At 37.3% G+C, this 22,087-nt stretch carries 23 protein-coding genes; 12 read left to right on the plus strand and 11 right to left on the minus strand.

The window, feature by feature from the left end:
* Positions 1-58: 58 nt before the first annotated feature.
* On the minus strand, positions 59-1,690 hold the full coding sequence (locus ACQKII_RS04855; RefSeq protein ID WP_427456879.1) for a Na/Pi cotransporter family protein: 1,632 nt from the start codon (positions 1,688-1,690) through the stop codon (positions 59-61).
* Positions 1,691-1,884: 194 nt separating this feature from the next.
* Here ACQKII_RS04855 and ACQKII_RS04860 point away from each other — a divergent pair, with 194 nt between their 5' ends.
* The 4 genes from ACQKII_RS04860 to ACQKII_RS04875 all read left to right on the plus strand — a co-directional run bounded on the left by ACQKII_RS04860 (position 1,885) and on the right by ACQKII_RS04875 (position 4,600).
* Positions 1,885-2,394 (plus strand): DUF1189 family protein, encoded by a 510-nt coding sequence (locus ACQKII_RS04860; RefSeq protein WP_427456881.1) that lies wholly within the window; start codon positions 1,885-1,887, stop codon positions 2,392-2,394.
* Between the two features lie 52 nt (positions 2,395-2,446).
* Positions 2,447-2,791 (plus strand): hypothetical protein, encoded by a 345-nt coding sequence (locus ACQKII_RS04865; RefSeq protein ID WP_427456883.1) that lies wholly within the window; start codon positions 2,447-2,449, stop codon positions 2,789-2,791.
* A gap of 96 nt (positions 2,792-2,887) precedes the next feature.
* Entirely contained in the window at positions 2,888-4,003 is a 1,116-nt protein-coding gene (gene ispG, locus ACQKII_RS04870) for a flavodoxin-dependent (E)-4-hydroxy-3-methylbut-2-enyl-diphosphate synthase (protein ID WP_427456885.1), read from the plus strand.
* A 12-nt stretch (positions 4,004-4,015) separates the two neighbouring features.
* Positions 4,016-4,600 carry a 5' nucleotidase, NT5C type gene (locus ACQKII_RS04875; protein WP_427456887.1) on the plus strand — a complete coding sequence of 195 codons (585 nt, stop codon included), beginning with the start codon at positions 4,016-4,018 and terminating at the stop codon, positions 4,598-4,600.
* Positions 4,601-4,829: 229 nt separating this feature from the next.
* Here ACQKII_RS04875 and ACQKII_RS04880 read toward each other — a convergent pair whose 3' ends face one another.
* On the minus strand, positions 4,830-4,958 hold the full coding sequence (locus ACQKII_RS04880; protein WP_268807922.1) for a hypothetical protein: 129 nt from the start codon (positions 4,956-4,958) through the stop codon (positions 4,830-4,832).
* A gap of 196 nt (positions 4,959-5,154) precedes the next feature.
* Here ACQKII_RS04880 and ACQKII_RS04885 point away from each other — a divergent pair, with 196 nt between their 5' ends.
* The 6 genes from ACQKII_RS04885 to ACQKII_RS04910 all read left to right on the plus strand — a co-directional run bounded on the left by ACQKII_RS04885 (position 5,155) and on the right by ACQKII_RS04910 (position 10,139).
* Positions 5,155-5,649: a hypothetical protein gene (locus ACQKII_RS04885; RefSeq protein WP_427456889.1), complete on the plus strand. Its 495-nt coding sequence runs from the start codon at positions 5,155-5,157 to the stop codon at positions 5,647-5,649.
* Between the two features lie 152 nt (positions 5,650-5,801).
* Positions 5,802-6,992, plus strand: a complete 1,191-nt coding sequence (locus ACQKII_RS04890; protein WP_427456891.1) for a YbfB/YjiJ family MFS transporter — start codon at positions 5,802-5,804, stop codon at positions 6,990-6,992.
* 267 nt (positions 6,993-7,259) lie between these two features.
* Positions 7,260-7,601 carry a MerR family transcriptional regulator gene (locus ACQKII_RS04895; RefSeq protein ID WP_427457453.1) on the plus strand — a complete coding sequence of 114 codons (342 nt, stop codon included), beginning with the start codon at positions 7,260-7,262 and terminating at the stop codon, positions 7,599-7,601.
* Between the two features lie 32 nt (positions 7,602-7,633).
* Positions 7,634-8,965 carry a hemolysin family protein gene (locus ACQKII_RS04900; protein WP_427456893.1) on the plus strand — a complete coding sequence of 444 codons (1,332 nt, stop codon included), beginning with the start codon at positions 7,634-7,636 and terminating at the stop codon, positions 8,963-8,965.
* A gap of 145 nt (positions 8,966-9,110) precedes the next feature.
* The gene (locus tag ACQKII_RS04905) at positions 9,111-9,515 is read left to right on the plus strand and encodes a hypothetical protein (protein ID WP_427456894.1); all 405 of its coding nucleotides are present in this window, start codon (positions 9,111-9,113) and stop codon (positions 9,513-9,515) included.
* A 180-nt stretch (positions 9,516-9,695) separates the two neighbouring features.
* Entirely contained in the window at positions 9,696-10,139 is a 444-nt protein-coding gene (locus ACQKII_RS04910; protein ID WP_427456896.1) for a helix-turn-helix transcriptional regulator, read from the plus strand.
* A 62-nt stretch (positions 10,140-10,201) separates the two neighbouring features.
* Here the strand turns inward: ACQKII_RS04910 and ACQKII_RS04915 are convergent, their stop codons facing one another.
* Positions 10,202-11,164: a hypothetical protein gene (locus tag ACQKII_RS04915; RefSeq protein ID WP_427456898.1), complete on the minus strand. Its 963-nt coding sequence runs from the start codon at positions 11,162-11,164 to the stop codon at positions 10,202-10,204.
* Positions 11,157-11,666 (minus strand): RNA polymerase sigma factor, encoded by a 510-nt coding sequence (locus ACQKII_RS04920; RefSeq protein WP_427456900.1) that lies wholly within the window; start codon positions 11,664-11,666, stop codon positions 11,157-11,159. Before ACQKII_RS04920 ends, ACQKII_RS04915 begins: the two co-directional genes overlap by 8 nt.
* 284 nt (positions 11,667-11,950) lie before the next feature.
* On the opposite strand from ACQKII_RS04920, the gene ACQKII_RS04925 reads away from it, so the two are divergent.
* Entirely contained in the window at positions 11,951-12,685 is a 735-nt protein-coding gene (locus tag ACQKII_RS04925) for a metallophosphoesterase (protein WP_427456901.1), read from the plus strand.
* A 27-nt stretch (positions 12,686-12,712) separates the two neighbouring features.
* On the opposite strand, the gene cyoE is transcribed toward ACQKII_RS04925, so the two are convergent.
* Positions 12,713-13,663, minus strand: coding sequence for a heme o synthase (gene cyoE, locus ACQKII_RS04930; protein WP_427456903.1), 951 nt, complete (start codon positions 13,661-13,663; stop codon positions 12,713-12,715).
* Positions 13,664-13,971: 308 nt separating this feature from the next.
* On the opposite strand from cyoE, the gene proC reads away from it, so the two are divergent.
* Positions 13,972-14,772: a pyrroline-5-carboxylate reductase gene (gene proC / locus ACQKII_RS04935; RefSeq protein WP_427456905.1), complete on the plus strand. Its 801-nt coding sequence runs from the start codon at positions 13,972-13,974 to the stop codon at positions 14,770-14,772.
* A gap of 198 nt (positions 14,773-14,970) precedes the next feature.
* Here proC and ACQKII_RS04940 read toward each other — a convergent pair whose 3' ends face one another.
* From ACQKII_RS04940 to ACQKII_RS04965, 6 genes are all read right to left on the minus strand, one after another.
* Complete coding sequence (locus ACQKII_RS04940; RefSeq protein ID WP_427456907.1) at positions 14,971-15,624, minus strand: alpha/beta hydrolase; 654 nt, start codon at positions 15,622-15,624, stop codon at positions 14,971-14,973.
* Between the two features lie 201 nt (positions 15,625-15,825).
* The gene (locus ACQKII_RS04945) at positions 15,826-16,383 is read right to left on the minus strand and encodes a hypothetical protein (RefSeq protein WP_427456909.1); all 558 of its coding nucleotides are present in this window, start codon (positions 16,381-16,383) and stop codon (positions 15,826-15,828) included.
* A gap of 82 nt (positions 16,384-16,465) precedes the next feature.
* On the minus strand, positions 16,466-17,665 hold the full coding sequence (locus ACQKII_RS04950) for an NAD(P)-dependent malic enzyme (RefSeq protein WP_427456911.1): 1,200 nt from the start codon (positions 17,663-17,665) through the stop codon (positions 16,466-16,468).
* A 330-nt stretch (positions 17,666-17,995) separates the two neighbouring features.
* Complete coding sequence (locus ACQKII_RS04955) at positions 17,996-20,173, minus strand: bifunctional diguanylate cyclase/phosphodiesterase (protein WP_427456913.1); 2,178 nt, start codon at positions 20,171-20,173, stop codon at positions 17,996-17,998.
* A 269-nt stretch (positions 20,174-20,442) separates the two neighbouring features.
* Positions 20,443-21,144, minus strand: a complete 702-nt coding sequence (locus ACQKII_RS04960) for an O-linked GlcNAc transferase (protein WP_427456915.1) — start codon at positions 21,142-21,144, stop codon at positions 20,443-20,445.
* A gap of 288 nt (positions 21,145-21,432) precedes the next feature.
* Positions 21,433-21,909 (minus strand): thioredoxin family protein, encoded by a 477-nt coding sequence (locus ACQKII_RS04965; protein ID WP_427456917.1) that lies wholly within the window; start codon positions 21,907-21,909, stop codon positions 21,433-21,435.
* Positions 21,910-22,087: the final 178 nt, after the last annotated feature.

Here is a 22,087-nt window from a genome sequence, read left to right on the forward strand (position 1 = left end):
CTCCTTTTGCCCCACATTGCCTTTTTATACGTAGGGCACTATAAAAAGTTCCACAATTTTAATGACGAATACCCAAAATAGAATCTGCAATGTTAACGGCATGATCGCCAATACGCTCTAAGTTGCTGACGATATCCGTGTAGACGATGCCCGCTGCACCGCTACATTCATTAGCATTTAAGCGCGCAAGATGCTTTTGTCTTAGTTTATCCTCCATATCATCGATTAGACTCTCTAGTTCAGTTACTTCCTGTGCTAAACTAAGACTTGCTGTATCCAGTGCTTCAATGCTTTTACGTACCGCTTCAATCGCAAGACTAAACATTCCAATTAAATCCTGTCGCGCTGATTTGCTCAAATTTACCTCATGATGATCCTTATACTGTAAAAGTTCTAAAATATTTTCGAAATGATCACCGATACGTTCAAGATCTCGTACATTCGTTAGCAGTGTATGATGACGTACCGAATCTGCACGAGAAAGAGGTTGCTTAGACACCATCACGAGATAGTTGGTAATTTCCTTATCTAAATGATTGAGCGCTACTTCCAATTGTAGGACTGTGGGGATATGCTCAGCTTCACCCGTTTTCATATATAAAAAAGTTTCTTCCAAACCACGTAATGCATGGTCACCCATTCGTAAAACCTCTTCTTTCGCCTGCCCAAGTGCAATAGCGGGCGAAGAATCAATAAACGTAGGGTCAAGATGCTTCGTCGTAACATCAATATTTCCGTCATGCCCTGGCAGTATTTTTGTTACTAGGACTGCCAAACCGCCAATAAAGGGTAGTTGAATCAACATATTAAAGATATTAAACGAGCCATGTGCCACAGCTATTTGCATACGTGCCTCTAAATGGAACAGCTCGCTGATCCATTGTACATAGTGCATAAAAGGTGTGAAAAACAACATGAAAATTACCGTACCGATGACGTTAAATAGCACGTGTGCCGCCGCTGCTCGTTTTGCATAGATGGAAGCGCCGAGCGAAGCTAATACTGCTGTAATCGTCGTGCCAATATTTTCGCCAAATAAGATCGGTAACGCACTCTCCAAACCAATTAAGTGCTCTGCATATAAGCCTTGTAGTACGCCGACAGTTGCTGTGGAGCTTTGAACAAGCAACGTAAAAATTGTACCAAGAAAAACGCCTAAAATAGGCTGGTTACTTAGAAGTACCGTTAATGAAGCAAAGTCAGCTAGCTGATGAAGCATCTGCATACTTGCACTCATTAGCTCAAGCCCTAAAAATAGACCGCCAAAGCCAAACAAAACTTGACCTACATGATGATAAATCGCTCTTTTAAAGAAAAATAAAAATGTTGCGCCAATCGCGAGTAGCGGATAAAAATAAATACCCATATCAATGCCGATAATAAATGCCGTGAATGTCGTACCAATATTGGCTCCCATTATGACGCCAATTGCTTGACGTAATGTTAAAAAGCCTGCACTCACTAGTCCAACGGTAATGACTGTCGTTGCAGAGCTAGACTGAATACAAACTGTCACGATTATTCCTACTAATACACCCATTAACGGATTTGTCGTAAATCGATTCAACCATTCGCGCAGTCGGTCATCTGCGGATTTTTGTAGCCCTTCTCCCATTAATTTGATGGAAAATAAAAAGACCCCTAAACCGCCTAAAAATTGAAATAGTATGCTTTGCCAATCTATTGTCAATTGTATTCGCTCCAATTCCTACGTCTCTACTACTCTATTCCTAATCATTAAATGAAATCGTACAAAAAGTAAAGAAAACCTTTAACTTCTTTACACAATGTTAACATTTTAGCATTAGCTTCACAGGTAATCGAATTCAATTCATATCTTGTCACAGTTGAACATGTTAGAATATCGATTGGAGGAGATATTTTATGAAACACTCACAACTATTTATCGACAGTCTGATTCACCCTAAAAAACTAGCTGCCTATCGTCTACTACCTATCGGAAAGGTTATTCAATACACCTTTTTACTAGTTAGTTTTATTACTATTTTCTCATTCGGCCGTTTTACCGCTGGCGTTTCTATCGATACCTTTAATATTAGCGGCTTGACGGAATACATAGACGATATTAAATGGCTTTTATACCCGGCAACGCTCATCATGCTTTTTGTTTTTACAACCATGCTTATTTTTGCACAAATTGCCATCTACGCCTTAGCAGGGCTTTTTATATTGAAGATCATGAAACGCCGTGGTGAGTATCGTCATATATGGCGTACAACAACGTTCGCTATTACTTGGGCGACTATCTTAAGTACACTTTCAGAATACTTACCTATTAGCAATACGATTATCTCAATACTATCGCTACTTTTAACCATTACTCTATTAATTATAGCTTTTACAAAATATCCAAAACAACCAATTGCAAAATAATGTGCATGATTCCCCTCTCTTCTCAATATAGTGTAGAAAAGGAGGGGATTTTTTGCGCGCATTAATTTTAACAGCCATTATTGTAATTATCGCCTTTGTTGTAAAAATAGATTTGACAGAAGGGACATTACCTCTCGCTGCATTCTATCCAAAAGATACTGCAAACGCACTTTGTGAAGAACAATGTGAGCCAAATTATATCAATGTACAAACTATTCAAGGAGATACAATCCATAGCTTATTTGCCCTACATCCTGCAAAAGTACCCATGACCTTTCCAGAACGACTACAGCTCTTTTACGAATTAAACCCACATTTACAGTTGCAGGCACTTATTCCTGGCGAAAACATTAAGCTTCCTCTGTCATTTGCATTCGAAAACAAATGCGGAAAATGAAAAGTTAACGTTTCTTCCTTGTCCTTATTTTCTTACACTGCTAAAATAAATGACAGTGACGGCTGAAAGTAGTGGCCCGAAAAGGAGAGAAAGTTAATGAGTGAAATTTGTCACCGTTCAAAAACACGTCCTGTACGTGTCGGTAATTTAACAATAGGTGGTAGTAATGAATTATTCATTCAAAGTATGTGTACAACAAAAACACATGATGTCGAGGCAACAGTTGCAGAAATCCTTCGTCTTGAAGAAGCAGGCTGTCAAATCGTTCGTGTCGCAGTACCAGATGAACGTGCAGCAGATGCGATTGCAGAAATCAAAAAACGAATCAATATCCCATTGGTAGCTGATATTCACTTTGACTATAAATTAGCATTAAAAGCGATTGAAAATGGTATCGATAAAGTTCGTATTAACCCAGGTAATATTGGCCGTAAAGAAAAAGTAGAAGCAGTTGTCAACGCAGCAAAAGCGAAGGGTATTCCAATTCGTATTGGCGTAAACGCTGGTTCGCTAGAGCGTCATATCTTGGAAAAATACGGTTACCCAACAGCAGACGGCATGGTTGAGTCTGCACTTCACCATATTAAAATTTTGGAAGACTTAGATTTCCATGATATTATCGTGTCGATGAAAGCATCAGACGTCAATTTAGCAATCGAGGCTTATGAAAAAGCTGCAAAAGCCTTTGATTACCCGCTTCACCTTGGGATTACTGAATCAGGAACATTATTTGCAGGTACTGTAAAATCTGCTGCTGGTCTTGGTGCAATCCTATCAAAAGGAATCGGAAACACGCTACGCATCTCCCTTTCTGCAGATCCTGTGGAGGAAGTAAAAGTAGCACGTGAACTATTAAAATCATTCGGCTTAGCCTCTAACATGGCTACACTTATTTCTTGCCCGACATGTGGTCGAATTGAAATTGACCTCATCTCGATCGCCAATGAAGTAGAAGAATACATTTCAAAACTTAATGTACCGTTAAAAGTAGCGGTTCTTGGCTGTGCGGTAAACGGACCTGGTGAAGCACGCGAAGCAGATATCGGCATCGCTGGCGCACGTGGAGAAGGTTTACTATTCATGAAAGGCAAAACAGTTCGTAAAGTACCTGAAGAAACAATGGTTGAAGAGTTGAAAAAAGAAATCGATAAATTAGCTGCTGAAATGGTAGAAAAGCGTGCGGCTGAAGAAGCAGAAAAAGCGAACGCCTAAGGAGGTCCTAGCATGAAAAAGCCTCGTTTTGGTATCGATATTGATGGTACAGTGACATGTCCTAGTACACTCATACCTCATATTAATAAACAATATAATGTCAATATTACACTAGATGATGTATGCGAATATGACTTTTTATCTGCATTTCCGCACCCTGTAGATCGTGCAGCATTCAATACATGGTTTAAAGAAAACGAACCTTATATGTATAAAGTATCAGAGGCCGCCAAAGATGCAAAAAACATTTTAAACGCTTGGCAAAATAACTATGAACTGTATTACATTTCTGCGCGTGGTGAAAATGTATCGGATATAACGTTGAATTGGTTTAAATCTCAAGCGATTCCATACGATCATATCGAACTGATTGGTAGTCATGATAAGCTGGCAGCGGCGAAAAAGCATGGTGTTGCGGCTTTCTTTGAAGATAAGCATGATAATGCGGTTATGCTCGCAGAGGAGTTAAAAATACCTGTCGTGTTATTCGACACACCCTATAATCGTCTTGTTGTACCTGACAATGTCGTGCGTGTCTATAACTGGCAGGAAGCCAATCAATTCATTACAAACTATTTTAAGGAACAAATACGCTAAAGTGCTCGTCTACATCTGACAACAGCTTACAAGCCGAAGTAAAAGTAAGCGCTCCACCACTTTTTCCCAAGAGAATGAATCCTCGAGGATATAGCGTTTTAGCCTGGACGACAACTAAATCCCAGGCTATTCACAGTAAAAAATCTATAGTTTCCTTATCAATAAAAGAGTCGTGTTCGTTTGTTGAACACGACTTTTTTTAATTACAAACAAAAGTCCATTCAACAACTTAAACCTCAAGTATCCCTCGAACCCAACGATCAACAAAGCTTTCGAACGTAATACCATAATTTTCATATATTGCATGATACACAAAATAAGTTCCTAACCTTTCAAGAATTTCATCATTAATCTTCATAACAAACCACTCCTTTTCTTTGGAAATAAGTTACGAAGTTTTAAGACCTTCCCTACCTGCCATGAACGACAATACCATTCGTTACAGCTAATATCGTTGCAAAAACGACACAATGTCAGCTCCCTATGCCCTTTTTTCATGTTTTCCTTTTCGCTAATATAGTAAGTAATAACTTGCTATACTGGAGGGATTACTTATGAAACGGATGACAAAAGTAGCTTGTGTCGTATTCCTTTCAACATTACTTGTAGGCTGTGGCGATCGACTAACCGAAATTAAAGATGCCGCATCTGGCATTACTTCAAAAGCTGACTCAGCAGCTAGTGCAGTTAGTCGTGATGTTCACGCTATCAGAGCAATACCGATTGACTACAACGAAAACTCTTTTACTGTAAACGACTTATTTAAAACTATTTTACGTGACATACGGTGGGATTATGACGCTAAGCAGAACGTGCTAAAAGTACAAGGCACTTGGCAACCACCATTATTTTCTGAGCAAGGCTGGGACGATACTATGCAAAAAAAGCTTGCTGAAACTGGGTTAGTAACGATTACATGTGCCATTAACAGTGATAAAATTGATAGTGCTCACACCGATTTAAAACTTGTCTATAAAAATGAAATGATTTTACAAAAGACTGGCGAAGAGGCTCTTCATTATCTATATGATACATACTTACAAAAATGAATTTCTTAGCTTTTCTAGCGATTATATCGTTTAGAATAGCTATTATTATACAATGCGTTTTTATGTAAATCTTAAAATTAAATACCTCCAGACCCTTATCTACTATATACTAAAATCATAGCTTTACATTTTTTCACAGAGGGGTTTTGGCTATGAATAAAAAGCACGCTGGTGTTTTACTGGGGGGAATCCTGTTGCTTGTCATTGCGATGGGTATCAGTCGTTTCGCGTTCACACCGATTTTACCATTTATGCGGAGAGACGCTGGTTTCACACTAGAAACAGCTGGTTATTTAGCATCAAGCAATTTTGTTGGCTATTTTGTGGGGGCATTATGGGCAGGATTTTTGTTTAGACGCAAAAAATACCTATTATTAATAAGTGTTATATTGAATATCCTATCGATCATATGGATGGGCTTAACAGAGGCGTTTTTCGTATGGATGCTATTACGCTTTATTGCTGGTGTGACAGGCGGACTTATTTTTGTCTTAACATCCAGCATAATAATGGATTACCTAGCGCAAGTTATTTTAACAAAATGGTCCGGCTATTTATTTAGTGGGATTGGGCTTGGTATCGCCATTTCGGGCTTACTTGTGCCCTACTTAGAGATTTCTTACACATGGAAAGGCGCATGGCTTGGACTTGGCATTCTTTCGCTTGCCTTCTTCTGCATCACACTTGTTACATGGCGCAATTTAACCATTCAAGATGGTGTAAAGAAAGTGTCTTCCTCTAGAGGAAAGATGACAGCTGGTTTTATGCCTTGGCTGATTGCTTCTTATGGATTAGAGGGTCTTGGTTATATTATAACGGGAACCTTCTTAGTGGATATAATTCATAATATCCCTGCATTATCGGCCTATTCTTCATATAGTTGGGTGGTGGTTGGTTTAGCCGCTGTGCCATCTGCCCCTGTTTGGATAATGCTGTTATCAAAATATTCTCCTGTTACCGTATTATCGGTAGCATATGTGATGCAGGTCATTGGTATTATTCTACCAGTCTTTTCACAAACCGTTCCAAGCGTACTTGTTTCCGCGTTTTTGTTTGGGATGACCTTCGTTGGTATCGTTACGATGACCACATCCTATGCAAGACAGACATTCCCGAGCCAAAGTAACGCAGTCGTTTCTGTGTTAACAACATATTATGCATTTGGACAAATTATCGGACCGATAATTGCGGGTAAACTAGCAGCTTATTATGAGAGCTATAAAGCAGCTTTACTTTTCGCAGGGATTATGGTTTTTGCTGCCCTCGTTATTATGCTAGTCGGCCATTACAAAACACAAGTACGTTTGGAAATCCAGAATAATAGTACATCCATCGAAACATAGAAGAAACGCTGCGCCATGTGCACAGCGTTTTTTATTACGAACTTTCTATGTTACACGCCAAATGCCATTACTCTCAGTGCCTGTTATCACGAATATATTTCGAAATAAATCTTACAATTTTGAAATATTTGAGCTTATTCATTGAATACTATTAAACTAACACGTTATAATCAAAGTATCACGTGATGGTTTGGAGGTGTTTGTATTGGGACAGAGAAATTAAAAATTGGTGAACTTGCAGAAAAAACCGGCATTACCAAAAGAACAATTGATTACTATACAAATATTGGTTTATTAGAAGCTGAACGCTCTGCTTCAAATTATCGCTACTATGCCCCTACTATGATTGAACGACTGCATGATATCGAGCAACGTAAATTGGAGGGTCTTTCACTCGAAGAAATACAACACGAACTAAACATCACACCATATGAAGAAATTGATGTACAAACGCTTCGCTTAAAAATGCAAGATTTAGAGCATGATGTAACTTCGCTACTTGCGCTAATGGACAAACAAGACAAAAAAAATATTCAATCAATCAAAAAAAACGTTTCGCCTGAAAGTATTGCACTTATGCAATCCTTACTATTACTCATTAATAATTAGGAGGTGACGTTCTGTTTTAACAGAACGACTATTTGGAGACCATACTTAACTTATCGATTTTTACCATTTTATTAGCATTTACAGGCTTTTTCGTAGCCACTGAATTCGCCATTGTAAAGGTACGTTCCTCAAGGCTTGACCAACTGATTGCGGAGGGCAATCAAAAAGCCATCTCTGCCAAACATGTCGTCGATCACTTGGACGAGTACTTATCAGCCTGTCAGCTTGGTATTACTGTTACAGCACTTGGTATCGGGATGGTTGGTGAAAAAACTTTTGAATTTATGCTACATCCCTTATTTGAGATGGTCGGTATTTCTGATAAGTACATGACAATCTTCACAATTGGTTCTGCCTTTGCCATCGCAACATTCCTACATGTTGTTGTCGGTGAATTAGCGCCCAAAACAGCTGCGATTCAAAAAGCAGAAACGATTACACTTCTTTTTGCTAAACCAATTATGGCTTTCTATAAATTAATGTATCCATTCATTTGGTTCTTAAATGGTTCTGCCCGTGTTCTTGTTGGCTTATTTGGCATGAAGCCCGCTTCTGAGCATGAACTATCACATACAGAAGAAGAATTACGTCTACTGCTTTCTGAAAGCTTTAAAAGCGGTGAAATTAACAAAAACGAGTTAAAATTCGTTAATAATATCTTTGAATTTGACGAGCGAATTGCACGCGAAATTATGGTGCCCCGAACAGAAATAATTGGAATAGAAAAAAACGAAACTTTCACCAATATTATCCACTTTATCGCTTCAGAAAAATATACACGATACCCCGTTTATGACGGTGATCGTGATAATATTTTAGGCTCACTTAACGCAAAAGAATTGTTCACGCATGGATTGATTGAACGGTTAACAGACGAATCATTAGTGCTTGAAGATTTTATTAATCCTGTCATTCGTGTTATTGAAACGATCCCTATTCAAGAATTACTCGTACGCATGCAAAAGGAACGTATTCATATGGCTATTTTAATGGATGAATATGGCGGTACTTCGGGACTCGTAACGGTAGAGGATATTTTAGAGGAAATTGTCGGTGAGATCCGCGATGAATTTGATGGTGATGAAATTGCTGAAATTCGAAAAGTAAATGAAAATCATTATATTTTAAATGCAAAAATGCTTGTAGAAGATGTAGAAAATTTATTACATGTGACACTTGATGCAGAAGAAGTAGAAACACTAGGCGGCTGGTTTTTAACCGTTAATAATGGAAATAAAATAGCCAAAAACATTGAGCTTGCTCCATATGTATTTAGTGTCTATGAACAACAAGGCCACCAGCTCCATTATGTAGAAGTTCGCCCTTTACGAAAAACTGCACCTATCGTAACAGAAATCAAATAATAGTGTTAATATTTTATTGATAGTTTCTATCAAATATAGCTTAAATAGGGCTTTACTATCCAAAAACGATTGTCATGTTCCATTATTAGCCATTTACCTATATAATGAAACTATGAATATGATTCTATTATCAGGGGGCATTACAATGAAATTGTTCAAGCTTTATCATTCGAACGGTATTCACATTATTACCGACGTTAAAAAACACAAAACAAATATCGAATTAAAAACCATTACAGGTGAAATATTATATATAATTGTTGTGACTGACGAAAACTACACCGTGTACGATGACCGTTTTGCTGGTGCTTCAAAGCAGTTAAATTCTGTAGAGGCATTTGATATTGATGGTAGCTTCCGAAGCCTAGACTTCGATAATATGCGCACCTTATTCAAAGAGGCTTTCACAAAACTTTTACAGGAAATCGCTGAGTGCGTAAATGATAAAGACGAACTTGTAGATATTGATACACTTCGTCATAAAGTAAGCGCTCAAATTAAAGGTATTCATTTCAAAGTAATCTCTGACACAAAAAAATACGAATATTAGCCTTTTCTCACTACAAACATAATAAGGACTGCTCAATGTGTACGTTATCTCATTGAGCAGTTCTTTTATATTTGTGCGTATTCTACCAACCAAATGAAAAATTCAATCGGACAAAACCACACCCCTTATACAACTTTCATGTATAATGGAGCTTAACAACCTGCAAGAAAGGGTGTTTGGATGCATCGTGAACAACTAATCACACTCGTTTCAGAAAAACTAAAATTAATTCGAACAGAAAAAACTTTAACACAAGATCAGATGAGTGATTTACTTGGCCTTTCTAAAAAAACACTTGTACAAATCGAAAAAGGACGTATTCAGACTGGCTGGACAACAGCCGTAGCCGTTTGTGCCCTGTGTCGTGAAAGCTCCATTTTACAGCATGAGCTCGGTGGTGACCCACTTGAGGTCATTGATTTAATCGCCAATCATGGGACATTACAACCGAAAGAAAAAACGATGGGCGGCTACATATGGTGGAAAAATCTTAGCGAACGCAATGGCTATCGTTTACAGCAAAATGTTATTAGTAATCACTATAGAATTTTAGATACGAATAACTGCCGTCTACTCTCTTCTTTTGACGAGCAAATCGCCATGCAAGTATGGGAAAAGCTTTAAAATTTAGTTAAATGATTCACAACGCCGTAATAGAAGCTTCACACTTAGCTTTGAAGCTTTTATTATGAAAGCGAGAAATACACGAAAGAAATAATGACAAAAGTATAGGAAACAGCTAGATAACGTAATAGCAAATAGCCAGGATGTGGCGTTAGCTTACGATTAATCCAAAATTGCCAATAACATACAACTATTGCCACTAGTATGACCCACCCTATAAATAACGGTTGATCAAATTTAAGTTTTTGTAATGTCGCCCATATGAATAATAGGGCCACCCAAATAATATCAACAGCCATCCATTTTTTTTGTGGGAATAGATTTAGCTCTTTCGGAAGATTGTATTTTTTCCGTATCAATAGCGTCAACAAAGCATTTAGTAGAGCCGACCCAATTATTATGAAAGGTCCCTTAAATGAAATCAATAAAAAGTCTTCCTCGAGCTGCCAAATTTCCTCACGTAATTCCAATGCTATTGCCTCAGGAATCACATAAAATACTTTGCTATCCCAATCCTGCATTAATAGTTCACCTTCAGCAGCATAGCGATACCATTTTAGGCGTTGCTGATGCCCATCTTGAAATGTAATAATCAAATCAAAAGTACTACTTTCAAGTTCCTTTATCTCATCTAGCCCCAACTGAGTGATTTGTTGTAAAGCTAAAAGTTCTTCAAGCTGTTGATAGGCTGTTGATGTGAGCTTTTCTACACCCAAATATAATTTTGAGCCCTTGCCATTAAATTGATTAGCTGTATCTGTTTCATAAAAATGAACCGCACGAATTTCCTTCGACAAAGGGAGTGTCGCATTTTTGTTCGTATAGTCACTAGCATTTATTAGCAATGCCATGAACAGTACTAACATTGCAAGTAACGCTGTAAACATCGTACGATATTGCCAGTGATTGCGTCTGGTTTCTCTTCCTATTCGGTCATCCAACTTTCCCCAAGTCATTTCTTTTTCTGCATTCGTTCGTTTTACATCCTGCATCTGCTGTAACAAATCCTTTAATTCTTCATTCATTCACAAGCCCCTCCTCTCCTAACCATTTTCGTAGTGCCTGTAAGCCACGTGCTGTATTATTTTTCACCTTCACCTCGCTCCATCCAAGAACCTCCGCTGTTTCTTTTACAGAAAGCTCTTCCAAATAACGCAAGATAATGGCTTCTCGATATTCAAGCTTAATGCCAAAAAGAGCTTGGAATAGTGCTGAAAAATGCTCTCCCTTTATTAAAAACTCCTCTGGTAACATCGCTTTATCTCGAACACGCTCTTTTTGAAAAAACGGCATAAATTGCAAAATTTTCTTTCGCCTAAAATGGTCATATACTAGGTTTCTTGCTATTTTACGAAGCCAAGTTTGAACGTTGGATTCTTGTCTATATGTATGAAAATGTTGAAAAGCTTTATAGAATGTTTCCTGTGTTAAGTCCTCTGTTAGTTCCTTATTGCCCACTAAATAATAAATGTATTTAAAGATTGCATCACTATGCATCTCATAATCTTGCTGAAATTGTTGTCGCAAATAATCCCCTCCTTTCCTATACCACCTCTCTAGACGAACGAATAAAGAAATGGAATCACCCTGACATATGATAAAGTGAAACTATTATCGCTAGAGATTTCCACTGACCATTGATCAGTACTTATAATAGCTTGACTCTTACTTGAACGTCTTCCTTACTCGTAGTTTTCAAGTGACAGCTTAAGCAACCGTCAGTACATGCTTAAAGTACAACAGTCGAATTTTGTAGAACATTTCTCTATACTTAATAGTAACCGCGTTTATATTGGAAAGGATGCTGTTTTATGACACGAATACTAGCAATTAGTGATATACACGGAGAATTAGACCTTTTTGAAGAATTATTAGTAAAGATAAAGTATGATGCCAACCAGGATCAGCTATTTTTACTTGGCGATTTTATAGACCGTGGACCTACTTCTAGCGGTGTTTTAAATTTAGTAGGAGAACTACAAACAAAGGGTGCACGTGTTTTACTTGGAAATCATGAGGCGATTATGCTAAAAGCCTGTCGCTCTGGCCATCCTAAGCCTTGGAAGCATTGGATTGATCTATGCGGAGGAGATAAAACACTAGCTAGCTATGGTTATCGGGCAGAAGACTTTGAAGATGCTATTAACAGCAATACATTACCGAGTGTTATTCAAACTTTGCCTAAGCTCGAAGAACATTTACAGCTGATTGAAACGTTTGAGACGTATATTGAATTAGAGGACGCTATTTTTGTTCATGGCGGTGTAGTGCCTGGTGTAGCTATAGAAGATACCGATCCCCTGCAGTTATTATGGATTCGTGAAGAGTTTCATGCAGGCTATAAAGGAGAAAAAGTAGTGATTTTTGGGCATACACCCACTTATAGGCTCCATCATGATCCTACCAATTTCAATGTCTATTTTGGGAAAAATAATATCATTGGAATTGACGGTGGCGCTGTTTTTGGTGGTCGGTTACATGCGTTGGAATGGCCGAGTTGTCACATTACCTCCGTGGAAAGGGAAAAGCCAACAAGTGAAGAATAACTTGTTGGCCTTTTCTTTTGAATACGCTTAATATAATTTAAATATTACCCCTACCAACGAGTAAATAATTACCGTTGAAAATAGAATCGTCATATGGATTAGAGAGAAGACAAACATTTTGGTCGCCCACTTCACTTGATCCTTATTGCTATGATACCCGTAAATACTCATCACAAGCCATGCTACACTTAATAATAAAGCTACAAGCATTATACCTATACTCAACGAACCGAATAAAAAGCTTGATAAAATCAGTAAAATTAAATAAAAGTTTGTTTGATAGTATGTGCGACGCATCCCTTTAATCACAGGTAGCATCGGTACACTTGCTGCTTCATAATCAGCACGCTTACGAATGGCAATGGCATAAAAATGAGGCATCTGCCAAATCACCATAACAAAAAATAGACCGATTAAGGCAGGGTGAGTAATATCAGAAGATACAGCGGACCAACCGATTAACGGAGGTACAGCTCCCGATATACTACCGATTTCAGTATTGTAAATTGTACGACGTTTTGTCCACATTGTATAAGGAACTACATATAAAAAGACGCCTAAGAATCCGAATAGCGCCGCAAGTGGTGAAGCAAGTGCTAGCATTCCAACTCCAATAATGAGCATAGCAACGGCTAACATCAAAGTAGTTTTCGCCGCCATTTCACCAGTTACAGTCGGACGATTTTTCGTACGTGGCATAATGGCATCAATATCACGATCATACACATTGTTAAATGCCCCAGCTGCCCCGATAACGAGAGCAGAACCGATTGTTACAAAAATTATTTCTGGTATATTATCCAATAATGTCATTTTATTTTTATACATACCTAGCGCCAATCCAGCCCACATAGGAATTAAATTAGACTTTATAATCCCAGTTTTCACTGTCTGCGCTAAAATAGTAGTGCGCGAAGGCTTCTCTAAAGTCGTTTCTACAGATTGTGGATTGTGCTCCGTTTTTAGATTCTGTTCCATTCATCTTAATTCCTTTTCTCTAATAATTTCTACACGCTTTCCTCCCCCGATAGAAAGCGACAAATTTTGCATCAAACATATCAAATTATTATTTTACCTCTTTTGGAATGGGTATGTCTCAAAGTTCACACAAAGTACATGATTTCGTAAATGGCAGATGCCTATCCATTTCACAACTCCTTCTATGATACCACCGACTGGCATGAATTTGAACCGTATTGCCTTCATTCCTGCATATTGCTATTCAAGAAAAACATTCTGTTCTATACTGATATGTATGTTCTATCTAAACGAAGGAGTGTTACCAAGTGAAATACGGATTTATTGGCCTAGGAAATATGGCCACAGCCATTATTAAAGGAATGTGCAATAGCGGTGATTTCCAGTCCAATTCTATATACGGCTATAATCGTACGAAAGCAAAAACTACAAAATTAGCAACTTCTTATGGTATACAAGTAACGGATTCTATTGAAGAGTTAATGTCAAATTGTGATGTGATCATCTTAGGCGTAAAACCACAGATGTTACCCGATGTTTTACCTGAAGTAAGAAAGTATTTACAAGAAAAGCAAGTCATTGTTTCCATTGCTGCTGGAAAAAATTTAACGTACCTACAAGGATATTTATCTGAAGGCACACCTATTATTCGTGTTATGCCAAATATTAATGCTCTTATCGGTGCTTCTACAAGTTGTTATACCTCTAGTGAGCAAGTAACAAATACACAACTTCAGTTTGTTACAACCTTATTTGAAACTGTCGGTACAATTATCGAAGTACCGGAACATTTATTCTCGATATTTACAACAATTGGCGGTGCCTCCCCAGCTTTCACCTATATGTATATTGATGCATTAGCTCGAGCAGCAGTACGAGAAGGTATGCCTAAAAATATGGCACTCGAAATTGCTGCAAATGCGGTACTCGGCAGTGCGAAAATGATTTTACAATCACAAGAGCACCCGTGGTCACTTGTTGACCAAGTATGTTCTCCGGGTGGTACGACGATACAAGGTGTATCCTCTCTTCAAAGTAATCATTTTGAAACAACGATTCATGATGCGGTTGCAGCGGTAACGGATAAAGACAGAAGCCTATCGAAATAATGTAAAAACCGACTTCCTTATGTAAGGAAGTCGGCTTTTAATTTTATGGCACTCAAGCGAATACAGTAAAGAAATTACTTGCTTAATGCACCATGACTAAACTAACATCAAAACTATTATAACTAACTACGCCTTCTTACAAATTAAAAATAGGGTGTCTCAAATCTTTATAATTTGAGATACCCTGTTTTTTTGTCTTTAATGCACGTTATCTTGTAATTCTTGTGCTAAAAACTGACCTATATCTTGCATATTTTCTGGTGTGACACCATGGCCATCGGGATACTGCTTGAACGTAACATGTGCACCGAATTGCTCAAATATTTCCTTGCTTTCAACGCCCCATTGTGATGGGATAACGTAATCATAATCACCATGTGAAATAAATATTTGTAGATGATTGATTGGACGAATAGCATACTCTTCTGTTACAAATTTTGGCATGTATCCACTTAGTGCTACAACTCCACGAATTAGATTACCCATGACGAATGCCAAGGACTGCGCTAAAATTGCACCCTGGCTAAAGCCTAATACATAAACTTTATGTGGGTCAATTTGATGTTCATCGATCGCTTCTAGCATAAAACGTTGCAGAGCCACTAACACCTGATCAAAAATTGCTCGATCTGGTTTACCGATTTCTTGAATCGTAAAAAATGCATAGCCTGGCTTCTGGGTGATTGGACCACGTAAACTGAAAATATGACACTGCTCTTTAAAATTTTGTACTAATGGTGGTAAGTCATCCTCATTGCTTCCCATACCATGCAGTAAAAAGATTGCTGGGTATTTTTTATGTGGATCCATATTGGACGGTTGTGTATGTTTAAATGTAAACGGTGATTTCATGGACAAAATTCCTTTCAAATAAAATTACTACTATCTTACCATATTCAATAATTATCCTGCACAAATGTTGGTTTATTTACTTCTTATCTCATCAATATTTCTTCAATGAATAAAAACGCAAATCTTACTCCTACTTCAGCATTTGTAAGACTCTCTGCAATAAAAAGACTCCACTGCACAAAGGAAGGGAGTCCGTCAACATTACATTAATTTTGTTTTATTAATAAGACTGTCTGTATGGTAAGCAATATAACCATTGACAATACGAATCGTTTCCTGTGGATCGGCATCAAAAAGCACCTTCGATTGTTCTGGTGTAGACACGAACACGGACAATAAATCCATGCGCATTGAATGCCCTGCTGAACTATAGGCATAATCATAAACGATATCTTCTTCTGTTAAGCCTTGCGTTTCATACTGTTTATGGAACAATTCCTTTGCTGTATCCAATTGTTCAGCAACTTGCTGACGAATACGCATTTGGTGCATCAGTAGCTCTTCTTCAAGTACAGTTGGCTTTAACCACTGTTTTTTTACAAGCATTTTTAAAAATTCTTTTTCCCAAATCTGCTCATTTTCTGTGAAATATAGCATATTCATCATCAACATATCCCAAAAAGCTGTTTGTGATTGCACTGACTCTCGTTGCATCGCAATTGTCTCTTTAAAATGCTGTTCAACCTGTTCTATATTCATGTTTCGAACCAAATGATTACATACATTCTCTATAAATTTATTCGCCACTTCTTGTGCCATTATAAAAACCCGTCCTTTATATCTACAAATCATTGCGCATCTATCATACCATGATTGTAGAACATAAATAAACGGGCAACGTTTAGACCCTTAATCGTGGTTGTTGGAATAAGATTGAAACGCCAGATTCAATAGCTGCACTACCGACCGCTTTTGCGACCACGCCTGCAACACGTTCATCCATCGATTTTGGGATAATGAACTCTTCACATAAATCTTCTTCTGACACTAAAGAGGCAATCGCTTCAACTGCTGCAAGCTTCATCGCTTCGTTAATGTCTGTTGCTCGTACATCTAGTGCGCCACGGAAAATACCTGGGAAAGCAAGCATATTGTTTACTTGGTTTGGATAATCTGAACGACCTGTACCCATTACACGAACACCCCATGCACGTGCATTTTCATACGTAATTTCAGGATTTGGATTTGCTAAAGCAAAGACTATAGGGTTTTCGTTCATAGAATCAATATGCTTTTTTGTTAATAGATTAGCAACTGATACACCTACAAAAACATCACTATTTGCAATGGCATCCTCCAACGACCCTTTTAGCTTATCAGGATTCGAGATTTTTGCAATTTGTTCTTTAATGCTATTCATACCTTCCAGACGGCCATCAAAAATAATGCCTTTTGTATCGCACATAATCACATTTTTATAGCCCATTTGCAGTAGTAATCGTAAAATCGCAATACCAGCAGCCCCTGCACCATTAATAACAACTTGCATGTCTTGTGGTTTTTTGTTAACGATTTTAATAGCATTTTGTAAGCCTGCACCTACCACAATCGCTGTCCCATGCTGATCATCGTGGAATACAGGAATATTACATTCCTGACGAAGACGATCCTCGATTTCAAAGCAACGTGGTGCCGAAATATCCTCTAGGTTAATGCCTCCAAACGTAGGAGCAATCGCTTTGACTGTACGAACAATTTCATCGACATCCTTTGTTCCTAGACAAATTGGAAATGCATCGACATCTGCAAAGCGCTTTAATAAGATTGCCTTTCCCTCCATTACAGGCAGTGCCGCTTCCGGCCCAATATCGCCTAAACCGAGAACCGCTGTTCCATCCGTAACAATCCCTACTAAATTGCCTTTTATTGTGTAATCGTATACGGCCTGTGGATTATTTTCGATTTCTATACATGGCTGTGCTACTCCTGGTGAGTACGCCAAACTTAAATCATATGTATCCTGTACTGGAACTTTTGCTACAATTTTCATTTTCCCTTGTGCTTGTCTATGCATTTCCACAGCTTTTTGCATAATATCCATTAACCAAACTCCTATTCTCTTGCCATATTTCTTGTTAATATACTTCACTATCTTTATAGAATATTATCCATAAAAATTATTATTATAAAACTATTCAATTAATTTAAATCGTTATATTTTGAAAATTATATTACTTCATCTAAGTAAAGTCAACGTTACAAAAGCTATTCATTCATGAAAAATAATAATTATCGTTATATTTAGTATATTAAGAATAAAATAAAGTGCATACATTGTATTACTATCCAAAAATAGGATAATTAAATAAGTTCCACACAAAAACACCCTCGTCTCAATAAGAAACAAGGATGTTTTAAAGCTTTCCATTTTCTATACTTGACAAACACTAAGCTTTTTTAAAATATTTCGTGCATTTTGTTGTAGTATATCATAATTTTCTTGCAATACTTCTGGAGGTAAAGGTTTACTAAATAAGTAACCTTGGACAGTTTCACAATGACTTGCTATTAGGTATGATAACTGTTCAACTTCCTCAATTCCTTCAGCCACTACTTTCAATCGTAGATGTTTCGCCATAGACAATATCATGTCAACTAATGCTTTATCAGTAGAATCGGTTTGAATTTTGCGAATAAATGATCGATCAATTTTTAAGCAGTCGATTGGGAAATCCTTCAGATAGGATAATGATGAGTAACCTGTTCCAAAATCATCTACCGCTATTGTAACACCAAGGGCCTTTAGCTGATGTAATACGGTTGTCATATGGTCAATATTGATCGTCATACTTTCCGTTATTTCTAGCTGCAGGTATCGAGACTCTAACCTTGTTCGTTCTAAGACGTCCTGAATCATTTCAACCAAATTCTGCTGGAACAGTTGACCTAATGAAAGATTAACCGCAACTTTAATCGACGGTAACCCTGCTTGTTCCCACTGTTTCACTTGCCTACAAGCAGTCTCTAACACCCATTGTCCAATGGGGATAATTAATCCTGATTCTTCAGCAATCGGAATAAAGTCACCGGGCGAAATCCAGCCCTTTTTAGGATGCCGCCAACGTATAAGTGCCTCAACAGATATAATTTTACCCGCTTGCAAGTCTACTTGCGGTTGGTATTCTAAAAATAGTTCATGATTGTCTAGTGCATAGTGCAAATCATTTTCTAATATAAGCTTTTCCGTAATTTTACTAGACATAGAAGACTCATAAAATAGAGTATGTGAAGGTACTTTACCAGCTTCATGCATGGCATATAATGCAAATCTCACTAATTCTTCTTCCTTGTAGGCGTCTGCTGGAAATAAGGCAATCCCAATGTTTAAATTACCGTTTAGTGAAAAATGTTGCAATTGAAATGACGCCAACATCGCATCTTGTAACTGTTGACTAAGCTGTGTAAGATGATGCTCATTATTCACTTCATCGATTACAACAACAAAATAATCTTCTCTTAACATACATAGTAAATACTTCTCTGGTAAAACATCTCTCAGCCTTTGCGCAACCATGTTTATCAGTTGGTCCGCATATGTACTCCCAAGTGATGCTTTAATTGTGGCAATACGTTCTATCTCGATGGCCAAAATGGCCTTTTCTGATTTAGATATGTGTAGATTTCTTTTTAACGATTCCATCAAAAAACGTTCATTTGGTAAATTTGTCACCTCATTATGATAGGCCATAAAGTGCATCTTTTCACGTGATCTTTCTAAATTCGCTTGAGTATCTAATAACTGCTGAAATGGCTTTTCAATCGATGAAAAATACATTGCTCTAAAAAGAAGATAATATGCACATAGCTGGAAGATGTGACCAATAAAATTTTTAATATCATAAACATCACGATAGATGGTAAAAAAAACATCAGCAAAAATTAAATAAATTGAACTACCAAACAGTAAGAATGTTATTTTGGGGGCATATTTAAAATATTTAAGCAATATGAGCATTATGATTACTTGTAATATAACTGCGCTATATTGCAAAATATTTTTTAAAATTGTTGGACCATCCCCTTCTATAAAGATGGAGGGCAATATTTGTGTCGGTGCGTAAATAAGAACAAAGCAACCGATAATCGTTATGAAGGGCAAACTATATATCAACCAGCGATAAGACATACTAATCGGTTTTTCCTTAACAATCAATATGAAAAAGCAGCCTATAGATAATAGCAATCTCGCTAGCATATAAAACCATGTTGCGGCATACGTCGTATTCCCCGTAATAAAATATGGCATCCCCTTATAGGAGAGTGCATGTGCCGATTCAAGCAAACTTATCGTTAAAAATAAGGCACCTATATAGAGAACTCTATTCGATAAAATATATGGCGAAATCAACCACGACTGTATCGCAATTGACATTGTCACAACAATAATAAGTATTTCCATCATTAAATGGAGCGTGACATAATTGTTTTCTCCAAAGATTCCATAAAGTTGCTCACTCCAAAAGCTCATAATCATTAGCAAAGCGAGTGATAGTATGATGTATGGTATGCCTTGTTTGAATAACGAAAAATCCTCATTTAATTTCCACATCGATACACCTTCCTTTCATCCTTACGAAGTTTATGAAAACTATTAAATAAATCTATTAGATATCAGTATAGGAACTATTATACTACAACGAAATACCTATATATAAATTAATTAAATATTCTAAAGAGATAAATAAAAAATATTTTCACAAAAAAGAGTTGTCACAAAAGTCATTTGAGACAACTCAAAAGAGTAGTAAAACCTCTCTTTTTCTAGAAATTATAACTATACAATATGCTAACTCTTTGCATGTGAACAGTCATCACTTTTTATGAAAATACGTAACCATCCATATTATTAATGGTATTTTGGATAGCATCTCTTAGCGATAGCTGATGATCCTCACAGTCAGCAAGCGCTTCCTCTAAAGTAATCGCTGCATTGGCTATAAAAGGAGCCATTTGTAAATCTTTTGCTAATTGGATAAGCACTAGTGCCTTATTCCACTTCCAGCGTGCATTGGTGGAATCAAGTTTAATTGCTTGCTCTAAATAGCCCAGTGCATCAAACGGCATCCAACCAAAGCGATGCATCGTTTGACCCGTTATCCCCCAATATAATCCCTTATTTGGATTCTCCGTCACTGCCTGTTTGAAACAATGCACACTTTCATTATAATGATGGGCAAATAGGAATAGCTCGCCCTGAGTAAAGAAGGATTGCGCCTTTTCGTTCGCTGTGCCCGTTTTCGCCATTTCCTCTAGTTCTTTCACACGCTTCGCAAATGCAGCCTCATCCTTTATAGCACGAATTTCTACGACAACAGCTGATTCAGGATAGCTTTCATCAGCTCGTTCACCATGCTGTGTTTCTACTGAAAGTGTTGGCTTTGGATATTTCGCAAAATCATACGCCTCAAGTAAAGCAATATATTTATCAGCTAATGCCTTGTCAGGTCCTTCAGCTACTTGCTTTGCCATTTCATAACATCTCATCAACTCTCCATTATAAAAATAATCATCCATTGTCATACATCTTTCCTCCAGTCTACTACTCATCAGTAACTATAGTATACACTACAAAAAACAATACTAGATAGACTGCTTTATACAAAGTGACTGGAGATAATATTGGCATTGCCGGCATGGACAATTTTTCAGTTGCTTGGAACAAATAGCGGCGACGCAGCGGGAAAATCTGCTCGCCCCCGTCAGCGGAAGGCTTCCGCCCACAATGTAAATCAACAATCTTAATCCGCTATATCTATGTAATAGAAAAAAGACTGTCCAAAAGTAAATTTTAGACAGTCTCTGTAAAAGCTATTTTTTTAATACCTCTGTATTTAAGAATGCACGTAAGTCTTCCTCTTGTAACGCACCTTGGAAACGATTTACCTCTTTGCCATCTTCGAAACGGATGAATGTTGGCGTTGCATCAATACCGTATTTATCCCATACATCATACTCATAGACATTTATTTGCGCAATATCGACACCAAGCTCATCAGCAATTGGCATTAACTTTGGTGTGAAAGCTTGACAGTGTACACAAATTGGACTGAAGAAATAAGCATTCACATCTTCACCTGCTTCGATTTTTGCTTCTAGCTCGTCAGGTAGCATAATGTTTTGGTAATTTTCATCATCCAATTGGTCAATTGTTTCTTGTTTTAATTTTTTGTCACCGTATGGGTTATTTCCACTCGATAGTTTGTTGTTGTTAGACACATTTGTTAGCACAATCACCGCTGCAAATAATACAACAATAATCGATCCGATAATTAATAGCTTTTTCAATGGACAAGCTCCTCCTTTTTCACACTAAAACATCCTAGTTTTAGTGTATCCGGAATTGATTATAAAGTGTTTTGAAATCCTAGTAAACTAATTAGTCTTTGAACTTAAGATTTCCCACTATTCAAACATAATTCAGATGTTTTTTGGAAAACTACTACCTATAATGCTCAAAATGAAT

This window comes from Lysinibacillus sp. NPDC048646 (assembly GCF_050272295.1).
Lineage (GTDB): Bacteria > Bacillota > Bacilli > Bacillales_A > Planococcaceae > Lysinibacillus.